The sequence below is a fragment of the Crocosphaera sp. Alani8 genome (assembly GCF_038442745.1).
Classification (GTDB): domain Bacteria; phylum Cyanobacteriota; class Cyanobacteriia; order Cyanobacteriales; family Microcystaceae; genus Crocosphaera.
The window spans coordinates 1-13609 of record NZ_JARVCN010000046.1; the positions used below are offsets into that span (position 1 = coordinate 1).

A 13609-nucleotide genomic window follows, 5' to 3' on the forward strand; every position below is an offset into this window, starting at 1 on the left:
TCTTTGACTTATTTTACCATAGATATCCTATCATCTAGCATGAAATAGCCCTGTACTTTAACATTGAGCATTGTTGTTAATCTAGATACAAAAAAAGTAAGTTATTGGGACTACAGAAATAAAAAAAATCCTCCAATTTTACATAGAAAAGAGACTTTTATTACTACTAATCATCCTCAATATGACACATTTGCTCACTTAACTAAGATAGAAGAAGAATTAGAGTTATTAACTTTGAATCTTCCGATTGGTACTCAACAAGAATGGGAAAAAAGACTGAATCGAAAAAGAATTATTTTTGAGGGACATTATTTAGCTTGTCGTTGTCCGGTTTTTCCGAAAGAAACCTTTAGTCTTGAAATAGAAAGACATAAAGCCGCTATCACCAGGAATACCTTATCTCGTCCCGTTCGTTTAGGTTTAGAATTGTTATTATTCGAGGAAGAGACTACATTTTTTGACTACGGATGTGGTTATGGGGGTGATGTAGAAAGAATCACAGCAGCCGGTTACAAAAGTCAAGGATGGGACCCGTATTATTATCCGAATAATAATAAAAAAATTGCTGATATTGTCAATTTAGGTTACGTCATTAATGTTATTGAAGATGTTAACGAAAGACGAGAAGCTTTAGTTAATGCTTGGGAATTAACTAATAAAGTTTTGATTGTTTCTGCACAGGTTTTAATTGATGATAGAGATAGGGGAGTGATTGCTTATGGAGATGGTATTATCACCAGTAGAAATACCTTTCAAAAATATTACGAACAAGAAGAACTCAAATTCTATATCGATCAGGTTTTAGAGGTAGATTCTATCCCCATCGGATTAGGGATTTATCTGGTTTTTAGAGATGAAATAGAAGCGCAAAAATTTCGTGCCTCTCGTTTTCATTCCCATGCAAAAACCCCCAGACTAATTACCAAAATAAGACGGTTTGAAGACTACGAACACCTTTTACAACCTTTAATGAAATTTTATACCCAAAGGGGAAGATTACCAGTAAAAGGAGAAATACAAAATGAAGGACAAATAAAAGAGGAATTTAGAAGTTTTCGTCAAGCATTTAAAGTTATTTTACAGGTTACTGAAGAAAATGATTGGGAAATGATCACAGAAAAACGCCGTCAAGACTTGCTGTTATATCTTGCTTTAAGTCAATTTGATCGCCGTCCAAAAATGCGAGAATTGTCCCCAGAAGTTAAGCAAGATATCAAGTCTCTATTCGGCAGTTATAATAGTGCTTGTATTATTGCTGATGCCATGTTGTACCAAGTTGGAAACTTAGAAATAATTGCTCAACTTTGTCAGAAGCAAACTATAGGTAGAAAACTAAAAAATTCCCTACTTGTTCACATTAGCACCTTGGAAACTTTAGAACCTTTATTACGTTTATACGAAGGTTGTGCTAGTCGAACTGTCGGAAGATTAGAAGAAGCAAATGTGATCCAATTTTCTTGGCGTACACCTAAGATTATTTACTCATTTTATCCCGATTTTGATAAAAATCCTCATCCTTGTCTCCACAGTCGGATGCAAATTCAACTCAATAATTTACGGGTTAATTATTGTGATTACACAGAAGATGAAAATCCTCCTATTCTACATTATAAAGATAGCTTGGTTTCTCCTCAATATCCCTTATATAAAACCTTCCAACAATTAACTCAAAAAGAACAAGAAATGGGTTTATTAGACGATTATCAAAAAGTTAACCGATTACAGGGATGGCTAAACTGTTTAAAGGAACATAACCTCACATTAAAAGGGTATCAATTGCAATCTGATCTGTAGAAATAAATGTTAATGGTTACAAATGCTTAAAAGTGAGTTCTTTTACCTAGCTATAAATTGGGAACAATTAAAACACATTGAAAGACATACTTCTATGTTTTTCAAGTAGAATACGAAAAATGTCCGTAAAATTACGGAAGTCTTAGAACTAAAAAGAAGGTAGTATATAGGTTAATTATCTATTAGAACGTGGTTAAGGGGACTCATTATGTCGCCTTTACTGATAGTGAGGAGTTGAAACAATATTTCTTATCAATAAAGAGATAGTTTCACACCAATGTTTGCGATCATTGCTTACGCATTTACTAGTTTATTAAAGGATTATAACCTAATTCAAGAGCATTTACGTTTTATTTATAGAATTTTTACAACTAATTGGGTCTAAATCAGACTCATTTCCGTACCTTATAATTATCAAAACTACTTTGTAAACAGTAATATTGCCTTGATTTTTAAATTCATTTAATTGACAAAGTGAATTGCGTTTTTTGATTATTTATCACCTCTGTTACAAATATGAAGAGTTATCGAGAGTTACCCGTGAGTTCAAATGAAATATTACCCAAGTTTTCTCCCACCGATATTTTGGCAAAAATATCAGCAGCTAAAGCAACAGGATGTTTAATTGTTTCTTATAATTCAGTGACTTGGATAATTTACTTTTATTCAGGAGATTTGATTTATGCTCATCATTCTCTTAATTCTTTTGGACGTTTAGAACGCCATTTACGTCGCTTCAGTTATCGCATACCTACTTTAACAGGTTCAGTGCGAGATCAGGTGAGACTACGGTTTGAGAATGAGAATCAAATTAATCAAGAGTTTCCCTGTGAATATCAAGCTATTAGTTGGCTTGTAGAAAATGAATTCCTGGAACCTTCTGAAGCTAAAAAATTATTAGTATCTTTAAATAAAGAGGTATTTGAATCATTTTTATTGTTAAAGTCGGCTAATTGTAGATTTATACAAAAACCTGATTTTTCTCTCAAATTGTCTCACTTAGATACCGATAAATTTTTAATGGCTTGTCAAAAGAAAATAGAAGATTGGCAAGCCTTAGCACCATTAATTAGCTCTCCTGAACAAAGGCCGTACTTTTTCACTAAAAATAAAAGTGGAGGGCAGATGTCTGCTGAAAATATCGAAAAATTCAGTAAACTTTTAAGAGGATTTAGCTTTCGTCAATTGTCAGTTATAACCAATCAAGACGAAATAAAAATTGCTCAACATATTTATAAATATATACATAATAAAATCGTAATTTTAAGAGAACCTCAATCTCCGTTTGATAAACTACCTCAATTTAAAGGAGATAAAAAATCTGGTCAATACTTACCAACAGAAAAAAACTCAATCACTTTGCATAGTGTTAAGAAAACCAAAACCTACAAATTGGTTTGCGTTGATGATAGTCCAACTATTTTGAAAGAAATTAGTCGATTTCTTGATAATAAAAAATTTAAAATAAAAGCTATCACCGAATCAAAAAAAGCATTATTAGAAATTATTAGATTTAAACCAGATATTATTCTATTAGACGTAGGAATGCCGGGAATTGATGGTTATCAACTCTGTAAACTGATTAGAAATCATCCCCTATTTAAAGAAACCCCTATTATCATGGTAACTGGGAATAAAGGATTAATTGACCGTGCAAAAGCTAGGGTTGCTGGTTCATCCGATTATTTGACAAAACCCTTTACCCAATCTGACCTATTAAATATGGTTATTCGTTATTTAAATTAAATATAAACAATTTTTAGATGATAGTGTTACTTTTTTTTATAATATTGGGAATGCTAAGAATGATAAACTTTTAAACCTATAAATTAATACGGTTTTTTTTGAGGATATTTGCCCATGTCTAAAGTTTTAGTTGTTGAAGATACAGTATCAGAAATGGAGTTGATTAGTGAGTATTTGCGAGATAGTGGCTACACTGTAATTGCTACTACTAATGCTAAAGATGCACTTGGGAAAATTGAGCAACATCAACCCAATGTTATTGTTACTGACTTAATCATGCCTGGTATGAGTGGTTTGGAATTATGTCGTAGTATTAAGAAAAACCCAGATACTAACCAGGTATCTATTGTGGTTTGTACTTCAAAAGATCAAGACTTAGATCGAATGTGGGCTATGAGACAAGGGGCAGATGTTTATGTTACAAAACCCTTTAGTAAAGAACAGTTAGTTCGTGCGGTTCGCTCCGTAGAATAATCGGTAATGAATAATTAATAATTAATTATAACTATGTTGTTAATTATTCATTTTATTATTTTAAAATTTTTACAAAATCATATCAAATTTCCATGATGGAAACCCAAATATTATCTGGACAAAAGGCAGTAGGGGATCCTTATCTTCATTTAAAAATCGATAGTGAAACTCAAATTTTATTACCAATAGAAACAACGCAAGAAGTATTAATTACAGATGCGAATCGTTTAACCGTTATGCCCAATATGCTTCCTTTTTTTTTAGGTCTACTGAATCAAAGAAGTCATATTTTTTGGATTATTGATTTAGGTGAATTTTTAGAACTATCTCCCTTAAAATCCGATGTACAACAATATTCTATTGCCGTTATTCGTGCAGGAAAAAAAGCCATAGGTTTAGCAACAGAAAAAGTCAAAGGAGTAACCCGTTTACCAGTAGAAGAAATACAGTCTCCCATAGGTAAAGTGAAAGACAGCTTAATTCCTTATCTAAAAGGTTGTACTACTGAAAATGAACAAATTTTACTTGTTTTAGACGCTGAGGCTATTCTTAATGCTCCTATTTTACAGTAGGAAAAAAGCACAATTAAATCTCATTATTTTTGCATAATTAAACTATGAGTGACACTAACCCCCCTAACCAAAACTTAACCAACACTAGTGACCTTAAATCTACCCATGAAGAACAACCTATTGTTATAGAAACACAGGTGGAATTAAACCCAGAAGAAAACTCTCAAACCCCACCAGAAAAAACATCTCCACCCATTAGAAAAAAAAAGAGATGGGTTTGGGGTGTTCGGACTAAGGCAACTTTATTAGTTATGGCCATAGGAACCTTACCAGTTTTTGCTGTTGGTGGTGTTGCCTCTTTTCTCAGCAATGAATTCATGTATATGCAAGTGGCAGTGTCTCAAATTAATCAGGTCAATGAGTTACAAGATAAAATTCATTTGTATATGAAAGATCGCTTTGCGGACATTAAAGTCATGGCTGAGTTAGATATTTTCACCCATCCCCAATGGCGAGAAAGGGCAACTAGAGAAGAAAAAGATCAAGTTTTAATGAAAATTCAAAAAGCTTACGATATTTATGACAGTATCGCGGTTTTTGACATGAAAGGGAATGTGGTTGCACAGACAGTAGGAACCCCCTTAAAAAATCCTCTTAACCGAACCTATATACAAGCAGCCCTCAAGGCCGATGGACCAGTGATCGCTCAGCCTTCTATTTCTCCCACCACTGGTACATTTAGCGTTTATACAGCCTCTGTTATTAAAGATCCCGATACAGGAGAACTTCTGGGCTTTATCCGCGCCCGTATACCCGTTAAAGAGTTAGAAAACATCATATATAACCAACATAGCGAGGAAGAAAATTTCTATTTAATTAACAGAGAAGGAAAGGTGTTCGTTGGACCAGAAGGGGAATATGACCCGAATGAGCTTTCTAGTGGGGGAGAAGTTGAATCCCCAAAAGAAGAACTTGCCGCCATTGACATAAACAAGATTTTTCCCAAAGTTAAGGAACTAGAGCAAGAAAGTCAAGCAGTTGTTACCTTGGCTAACAATTTGAAACTTAATAGTCAGAAACTGATTGCTTATGCGCCACCTATGCAAATGGACGGTTTACCAGACCTAAATTGGCGAGCCATTATTTCTGCCGAACCAGACGTTGCTTTTAACCCTCAATATCAGTTGTTGCTGTTTTTCTTATGGGGAACTGGTGCCACAGTTGTTCTGGTTGGTTTTGTGACAATTCTTATTGCCAACCGTGCCACCCGTTCTATCCTAAAATCCAGCGAAGTGGTGAAAAAATTCGGACAAGGAGATCTCGATCAACGGGTTCCTGTGGCCGGAGAAGACGAAATTGGTGAACTAGGAAGCAATATTAATACTATGGCGCAACAGATTCAAGATTTATTGCTGGAGCAAGAAGCCGCAGTCAGAAGACAACAAGAAGAACAAGCAAAATACGTCAGTCAACAAGAAGAAATTGCTCAACAGGAAAAAGAACGCTCCGAACAATTACAACGGGAATTGGTTAAATTCTTAACCGAAGTTGAAAGTGCATCAGATGGGGACTTAACGGTACGGGCGGATATTAGTGCCGGAGAAATTGGCATTGTAGCTGACTTTTTTAACTCCATTGTGGAAAGTTTACGGGATGTGGTAAGTCGGGTAAAAGATACGGCAACCCAGGTTAATACATCCATTAGCAGCAATGAAGGCTCCATCCAAGAATTAGCGAACGTTGCCCTAACACAAGCTTCTCAGATTAGCCAAACCCTCAATTCTGTCGAAGAAATGTCCCATTCTATTCAAGCAGTAGCGGATAACGCCAAAGCCGCCGCCGCCGTAGCAAAAACCGCTTCTACCACCGCAGAAATTGGGGGAGCAGATATGGAACAAACAGTGTCCAATATTTTCCAACTACGGGAAACCGTTGCCGAAACCACCAAGAAAGTGAAACGGTTAGGGGAGTCTTCCCAACAGATTTCTAAAGCGGTTTCCTTAATCAACCAAATTGCCTTACAAACCAACTTATTAGCCATCAACGCTAGTATTGAGGCTGCCCGCGCAGGGGAAGAAGGGCGAGGTTTTGCGGTGGTTGCAGAAGAAGTGGGACAACTAGCCGCACAGTCAGCTTCTGCAACTAAAGAAATTGAGAAAATTGTGGAGAGTATTCAACAAGAAACCTCCGCAGTGGTGGAAGCGATGGAATTAGGCACCACTCAGGTGGTAGAAGGGACTCATTTAGCGGAGAAAACCAAAGCCAGTTTAGGACAAATTGTGGACGTTTCCCGTCAAATCGATGAGTTGTTGCAGTCTATCTCTCAAGCAACTGTATCCCAAGCCAATACTTCCCAGTCTGTTACCCAGTTAATGGAAGAAGTGGCCAAAATTTCCCAACAAACCTCCGACTCCTCCCGTAAAGTTTCCAGTTCCCTCCAAGAAACCGTTACTATTTCCCAACAGTTACAGGAGTCTATGGAGACATTTAAAGTAAGTTAGATTTGGGGGGAAATTCCCCCTCCTCTCCCTGAAAACTAGACAATTTTATCAACATTTACGGTAATTATCATGGCTAAGGACAAAGAAAAAGAGGTTAGATTACATTTCTTAGCAGAAGCAGAAGAATACTTTAATAATCTAGAATCTGAGTTATTGGGGTTAGGGTCCGATAAAGTCAGTCGTAAAAAAATTGATAGTTTGTTGCGTTCAGCCCATTCCGTCAAAGGAGGGGCTGCAATGATGGGATTTCAGACCCTCTCCACCATGGCCCATCGCTTAGAAGACTTCTTTAAAGTGGTCAAAGCAGGGGGGGATCGGGGGGATCACATTATAGATCAATCCCTAGAAAGCCTGTTTTTAACCAGTGTCGATCGCTTACGACAAATCGCCCAATGGAACCGTCAAGGGGTCACAATTAACCCAACTTGGTTAGAACAAGAGGTTGATCCCATCATTGATGCTTTATACCAACGTTTGGGAGATCCTAAACCAGAAGATACAGTTAAACTGCTATCAGAAGACGAAGAAGAAGACATGGTGATCTTGATGTTTGAAACAGAGGTGGATGCCTGTTTAAAACGTCTCGAATCAGTGTTAAATCACCCCCAACAGCCTTGTTTAAGGGAAGAATTTTTGGTTGCAGCACAAGAGTTAGAAGGGTTAGGGCAAATGTTAGCATTAGACCCTTTTTGCTCTCTCTGTCAGTCTATTATGGAAGGCATTGAAACCTATCCCCAGGATCTTCCTAGAGTCGCTAAATTAGCCCTTCAAGAATGGCGGCGATCGCACGCTATGGTTATGGTTGACCAACGGGAAATGATGCCCACAAAATTGAATTTATCAACCTTTGAGGCAACCTTACCGGATCTCGAAACCCATGACTGGGATGATACCTTTGAAATGTTGGATGAGTTGGACAGTGGTCCTTTATCCTTTGGCTTTTGTTCCACCGAACCACCAGAACCTTTATCTTTAGATAGATCTCCAGAAATCGAGTTAGAAGAGTTAGAGGAAGCTAATGAAATCATTCTCAGTTCTGATGACTTAAAATTTTCTGCTATTACCGATGAGTTTGCTGAAGAGGAAGAAGACTTTTTAGGGACATTAGATATTCTCGATCAATCAACATCAGAAGAATTCGTCGTTCCTACCACTTCTCAAAACACCGATACCCCAGAACCGAACGAAAATGAAACCATTCGGGTTCCTGTTAAACAGCTAGAAAACCTTAGTGATATGTTTGGGGAACTGACTATTGAACGGAATGGCTTAAATTTACAACTGCAACGTCTCCGTCATCTGATCGAATTATTAGGCGATCGCATCCAAATTCTAGAACATTCCAATCAAAAGTTGCGTAATGGATACGATCAGATCGTTCCTCAAGGGGAGAAACAACGGGAACCAATCAGTAGCTTACTAGAAGATTTTGATTCCTTAGAAATGGATAGTTATAACGATTTTCATCTCGTTTCACAGGAGATGATGGACACAGTGGTACAGCTACAAGAAGTTACCAGCGATCTGCAACTGAATTTACAAGATACAGAGAGTTCCTCTCGGGCCTTTTCTCGTACTTCTAAACTGATGCAAACCACCATTACCCAACTAAGAATGCGTCCCATTTCTGATTTATTGGAACGTTTCCCTAGAGGGTTACGAGAAATGGAACTGCAATACGGGAAAAAGGTGGATTTAACTATTAAAGGAGGGGGAACTTTAGTGGATCGCGCCGTATTAGAAGCCCTCAATGACCCCTTATTGCATCTGTTGCGTAATGCCTTCGATCACGGTATCGAATCCCCAGAAGTTCGTCAAGAAAAGGGCAAACCCGAAAGCGGCAAGATTATCATCACTGCAGGTTATCGAGGCAATAAAACGGTGATTACGATTGAAGATGATGGAGGGGGTATTAATTTAGATAAAATTCGCAGCAAGGCCTTAGAAATGGGTTTGAGTGAAGCTGATCTTGAAGAAGCGAGCAAAAAAGAGTTATTAGACCTTATTTTTGAACCTGGGTTTAGTACCGCAGCCCAAGTTACAGACTTATCCGGTCGAGGTGTGGGAATGGATGTTGTCCATACTAATTTAGAACCCATTCAAGGGGAGATTGAAGTTAACACCCAACCGGGAAAGGGAACTACATTCATCATAACGGTTCCGTTAACTCTGTCTGTGGTTCGAGTGTTATTGGCCGAAAGTGCAGGAATGTTGTTAGCGTTTCCCAATACGATGATAGAAGAAATGGTTCGTATTGACCCCGAAATGTTAATCAATGATGCTGGTCAAGATTTATTGCACTGGGGAGACCATATTGTACCCATAATCACCTTACAACAATGGTTCAATTTCCCTCGTTCTCCCTATGTTGTTGCCACAGATGTTACCCCTGCGATCGATCAACCTACTGTGTTAATGGTGGCGCAAGGAACGAATTATGTGGGTATTAAGATTGATCGTTATTGGGGAGAACAAGAGGTCACCATTCGTCAGGTAGAAGGTTCTGTAGGAATCCCTGAAGGGTTCGCTGGTTGTACAATTTTAGGGGATGGTCGTGTGGTTCCTTTGGTGGATGTAACGGCATTATTAAATTGGTTAAATGGTGATCCTTCTGAATCTTCTTTTACCCCAAAACCTGCTGCAACTGTGGCGGATTTTTCAGAAACATTTGCAGTCCATCATGCTCCAATGATCATGATAGTAGATGATTCCATTAATGTCCGTCGTTTCCTAGCATTAACCCTAGAAAAAGCAGGATATCGGGTGGAACAGGCTAAAGATGGTCAAGATGCTCTAGACAAGCTACAAGGGGGTTTAGAATCGACGGTTCAATTGGTTATTAGTGATATTGAAATGCCTCGTCTTGATGGTTATGGTCTTTTATCTCATCTTAAATCTGATCTAGCTTGTCAACATTTCCCAGTCATTATGTTAACGTCTCGCAGTGGGGATAAACATCGTGAATTAGCAATGAATCTAGGTGCCTCTGACTATTTTTCTAAGCCATTTAAAGAAAATAAGTTATTAGCTGCTATTGACAAATTAATTAATTAAGTTTCTATCTTTGGCAAATTTTTTCGAGAAAAGTATTAACATCTTGTTCTAAAATGGGTAATAAATTCAGAGATTTATCTAGGTTGTTTTTTAACTGTTCGTATTCAATAGGTGTTCCATAAGCATGACGAAAAAAATGACGAAAACCTCTTAAACTATTTAATATTGAAAATGTTTCTTGAGAGATTAATGCTGGACGAATACTGGGAATTGTTTGAGTCATTCTGGTTAATAAAGCAATATGAAATTTAGCAGTCTCTGTAATATTGTTTTCAAAATAAGTAGCAACAATTTTTAGCAAATCTTCTACTGCACTGTATAAGTTGTGAATTTGATAAGCAACACTTTCTAAACGAATTAAATCATCACCAGTTAATCCTATACTTCTATTATTTAACGTTTGATTAATTTTTTTAATCAGTTCCATTTGTGCATTAATATCAGTTTTGAAAATAATTAAGGTGTTTTCATCCATAAGATACCTTTTTGACGAATACGCTCAGCAAAATGACATTGATTTAGTCTTATTATATCAACTTCTCTTTCTAAATAAGTTGCTAAAAAACTAATGGCTAAAAAATGTTTCTCAAGATTAATTTCTTCTACTGCTACATCAACATCTGAGTCTTGATTAAATTTGTTAGGATGGGTAACGGAACCGAAAATATAAGCTGTTTTAATTCCATACTCTGAACCATTTTTATCTAACCATTCTTTTGTTTTCTTAAGGGTAATTTGTCGTTCTTCTTCTAGTTTTAAACGGCGATCGCTAATAATTTTATCTAGTTTTTCAGAGGAAAAGAAGTTAGTCATTACTAAGCAGTGGTAACTGATAACTGATAACAAAGATATCTAATGAATCATTCCTAATTGGTATATATAGCAGTTCCCATACTTGTGAGGTACAAATTTTTCTAGTTTTAGGAGTCAGGAGTCAGGAGTTATAACCTAAATATTTGGTGTACCTGATGAGTGTGAGAAACGCTATAAACATTTAATAATACCTTTAACTTCTGCATCAAGGATTTTAATTTCTCAACTAACGAAAATAGGTAGGAGCATAATTTTATTATGCCCCTAAAATCAACTAATATTTACTTCTGAGAGGTTAAAACCCGTTGGGAGGGGTTCACCTTGGATTCTTCTTGAATCGCTCCGTAAAGGCGGTTTAGCGCGCTAATATACGCACGGGAAGCAGCAGTTATAATATCTGTATTGGCTGCATAACCTGAATAGGTGCGTCCTTCATGACGTAACCTGATGGTAACTTCTCCCATTGCATCGATACCAGCAGTTACCGACTTTACCGAAAACTCGATTAACTCGTTGGGAACGTTTACCACGCGGTTGATAGCTTTGTAAACCGCATCCACCGGTCCGGTACCAATGGCAGCATCGGTTAATTCTTTTCCTTCGGGGTTTCTCAAAGTAACAGTAGCAGTGGGAGCAGCGTGATCCCCACAGGATACTTGTACTAACTCCAGTCGGAATAATTCTGGTGCTTGTTGAATCTCATCATTAACGATCGCTTCTAAGTCCCAGTCGGTGATCTCTTTTTTCTTATCAGCAACCTCTTTAAAGCGCAAGAAAGCGTTGTTTAGGTCATTTTCTGACAATTCAAACCCTAACTCGCTCAAACGGGTACGGAAGGCGTTGCGCCCGGACAATTTACCCAGTACAATTTGATTGTTGGTTAGGCCGATGGACTCTGCATCCATGATTTCGTAGGTTAACTTATTTTTAAGAACCCCGTCTTGATGGATACCGGACTCATGAGCGAAAGCATTTGCCCCCACAATGGCTTTATTTGGCTGTACAATCATCCCTGTGAGGTTGGATACCAGACGGGAGGTTTTGTAAATTTCCTGGGTGTTAATCTGGGTTAGGGGTTCCGTGGAATCAACAGAACGGCCTAAGAATGGGTTAAAATATTGACGGCGCACATGGAGAGCCATAACCAATTCTTCTAAAGCAGCATTCCCTGCTCTTTCTCCAATACCGTTAATGGTGCATTCTAGCTGTCTAGCTCCATTTTTCACCGCTTCGAGGAAGTTTGCTACGGCTAATCCTAAATCGTCGTGACCATGCACCGATATGATAGCTTGGTCGATATTAGGGACATTATCTTTAATTCCTTTAATAATTGCGCCGAACTCGCTAGGGGTAGTATAACCTACGGTGTCGGGAATGTTTACTGTGGTTGCTCCTGCTGCGATCGCTTTTTCTAATACCTGATACATAAATTCAGGATCGCTACGGCCTGCATCTTCTGGAGAAAATTCTACATCATCGGTGAAGGTTTTTGCATAAGCTACCATTTCTGGCACTATTTCTAATACCTCAGAGCGTGTTTTTTTCAGTTTATGTTTTAGGTGAATGTCAGATGTGGCGATAAATGTATGAATACGGGAATTAAATGCCGGTTTTAGAGCTTCTCCTGCTGCCTTGATATCGTTTTTGGATGCTCTTGCTAACCCACAGATTCTCGGTCCATTTTCCGTGCCAACGGTTTGAGCAATTTTCTGTACTGCTTCAAAGTCACCGGGACTAGCGTAGGGGAAACCTGCTTCTATTATGTCTACCCCAAGTCGTGCTAAAGCGCGAGCGATGGTTAGTTTTTCTTCAACCGTTAAACTTGCACCTGGGGACTGTTCCCCGTCTCTGAGGGTAGTATCAAATATGATAATGCGATCGGGTTGATTGCTCATAACGACGACTTAGGGTGATTTTATCTAGGACAAAATTTCAATCCCTTATATTATATCCTAGGCATTAAATAGTCAAAGGCTAAGTGAACAGTGAGCAGTGAGCAGTGAGCAGTGAGCAGTGAGCAGTGGTAACTGATAACTGATAGCTGATAGCTGATAGCTGATAGCTGATAGCTGATAGCTGATAACTGATAGCTGATAACTGATAGCTAATAACTGATAACTGATAACTGATAGCTGATAGCTGATAACTGGTAACTGATAACTGATAGCTGATACCTAATCTAACTCATCTTAATCAACATTATTTGATAATTATTTCGTACCGTAATTGTCCAAGGATGAGAATTTCCTAAGACAGTTTCAAATATTTTTATAGCTTGCTCATACAGAGGTTTCGCTACTTCGTATTTTCCTTGTGAATGGTACAGTTTTGCCAAATTATTCATACTCTGAGCAACATCAGGATGTTCCTCTCCAAAACGTTTTTGACAAATATTGAAAAAGTTTTTACCCCATGTTTCTGCTATTTGATAATTAGTTTTCCCTGCATAAAATTTCTGCAGTGCAATAAATGGCAAACAAATATCTTTATCTTCAATATTGTTTTTCATTACTGTTGCTATTATTTGCAAGTGAGAGACAGAAATTTCAAATTTTTTTATCTCTTTTAACGTGGGATCATAACCAATAGACTGAGCAACAGGAATCATAGCTTTACAGAATTTATATTTTAATTCTTCTTTATCTTCCAACTCCTGAAACTTACGTATCTTCTCAAAAAGCCAGGGGTCACTCGCTGCGAAAACTTAGGCCAAAC

Annotated in this window: 10 protein-coding genes; 6 read left to right on the forward strand and 4 right to left on the reverse strand. The window is 37.6% G+C overall.

The window, feature by feature from the left end; translation table 11 throughout:
* Window positions 1-63: 63 nt before the first annotated feature.
* The 6 genes from P9B04_RS03755 (at window position 64) to P9B04_RS03780 (ending at window position 10081) form a co-directional block, all read left to right on the forward strand.
* Window positions 64-1794 carry a DNA phosphorothioation-associated putative methyltransferase gene (locus tag P9B04_RS03755; protein ID WP_342053660.1) on the forward strand — a complete coding sequence of 577 codons (1731 nt, stop codon included), beginning with the start codon at window positions 64-66 and terminating at the stop codon, window positions 1792-1794.
* 516 nt (window positions 1795-2310) lie between these two features.
* On the forward strand, window positions 2311-3540 hold the full coding sequence (locus tag P9B04_RS03760) for a response regulator (RefSeq protein ID WP_342053661.1): 1230 nt from the start codon (window positions 2311-2313) through the stop codon (window positions 3538-3540).
* A 114-nt stretch (window positions 3541-3654) separates the two neighbouring features.
* Window positions 3655-4014, forward strand: a complete 360-nt coding sequence (locus tag P9B04_RS03765) for a response regulator transcription factor (RefSeq protein ID WP_342053662.1) — start codon at window positions 3655-3657, stop codon at window positions 4012-4014.
* 92 nt (window positions 4015-4106) lie between these two features.
* Window positions 4107-4586, forward strand: coding sequence for a chemotaxis protein CheW (locus P9B04_RS03770; protein ID WP_342053663.1), 480 nt, complete (start codon window positions 4107-4109; stop codon window positions 4584-4586).
* Window positions 4587-4630: 44 nt separating this feature from the next.
* Window positions 4631-7027, forward strand: coding sequence for a methyl-accepting chemotaxis protein (locus tag P9B04_RS03775; RefSeq protein ID WP_342053664.1), 2397 nt, complete (start codon window positions 4631-4633; stop codon window positions 7025-7027).
* Window positions 7028-7096: 69 nt separating this feature from the next.
* Window positions 7097-10081 (forward strand): response regulator, encoded by a 2985-nt coding sequence (locus P9B04_RS03780; protein WP_342053665.1) that lies wholly within the window; start codon window positions 7097-7099, stop codon window positions 10079-10081.
* Between the two features lie 4 nt (window positions 10082-10085).
* Here the strand turns inward: P9B04_RS03780 and P9B04_RS03785 are convergent, their stop codons facing one another.
* From P9B04_RS03785 to P9B04_RS03800, 4 genes are all read right to left on the reverse strand, one after another.
* Window positions 10086-10556, reverse strand: a complete 471-nt coding sequence (locus P9B04_RS03785; protein WP_342053666.1) for a ribonuclease toxin HepT-like protein — start codon at window positions 10554-10556, stop codon at window positions 10086-10088.
* Window positions 10538-10894: a nucleotidyltransferase family protein gene (locus P9B04_RS03790; RefSeq protein WP_342053667.1), complete on the reverse strand. Its 357-nt coding sequence runs from the start codon at window positions 10892-10894 to the stop codon at window positions 10538-10540. Before P9B04_RS03790 ends, P9B04_RS03785 begins: the two co-directional genes overlap by 19 nt.
* A 281-nt stretch (window positions 10895-11175) precedes the next feature.
* Window positions 11176-12789, reverse strand: coding sequence for a 2-isopropylmalate synthase (locus P9B04_RS03795; protein ID WP_342053668.1), 1614 nt, complete (start codon window positions 12787-12789; stop codon window positions 11176-11178).
* Between the two features lie 284 nt (window positions 12790-13073).
* Window positions 13074-13544, reverse strand: coding sequence for a tetratricopeptide repeat protein (locus P9B04_RS03800; protein WP_342053669.1), 471 nt, complete (start codon window positions 13542-13544; stop codon window positions 13074-13076).
* Window positions 13545-13609: the final 65 nt, after the last annotated feature.

Bases quoted from the DNA above. Each gene is read 5' to 3' on its own strand.
- P9B04_RS03795 (WP_342053668.1), bottom strand. From the start codon at position 12,789: ATGAGCAATCAACCCGATCGCATTATCATATTTGATACTACCCTCAGA.
- P9B04_RS03775 (WP_342053664.1), top strand. From the start codon at position 4,631: ATGAGTGACACTAACCCCCCTAACCAAAACTTAACCAACACTAGTGAC.
- P9B04_RS03770 (WP_342053663.1), top strand. From the start codon at position 4,107: ATGATGGAAACCCAAATATTATCTGGACAAAAGGCAGTAGGGGATCCT.
- P9B04_RS03785 (WP_342053666.1), bottom strand. From the start codon at position 10,556: ATGGATGAAAACACCTTAATTATTTTCAAAACTGATATTAATGCACAA.
- P9B04_RS03780 (WP_342053665.1), top strand. From the start codon at position 7,097: ATGGCTAAGGACAAAGAAAAAGAGGTTAGATTACATTTCTTAGCAGAA.
- P9B04_RS03790 (WP_342053667.1), bottom strand. From the start codon at position 10,894: ATGACTAACTTCTTTTCCTCTGAAAAACTAGATAAAATTATTAGCGAT.
- P9B04_RS03760 (WP_342053661.1), top strand. From the start codon at position 2,311: ATGAAGAGTTATCGAGAGTTACCCGTGAGTTCAAATGAAATATTACCC.
- P9B04_RS03765 (WP_342053662.1), top strand. From the start codon at position 3,655: ATGTCTAAAGTTTTAGTTGTTGAAGATACAGTATCAGAAATGGAGTTG.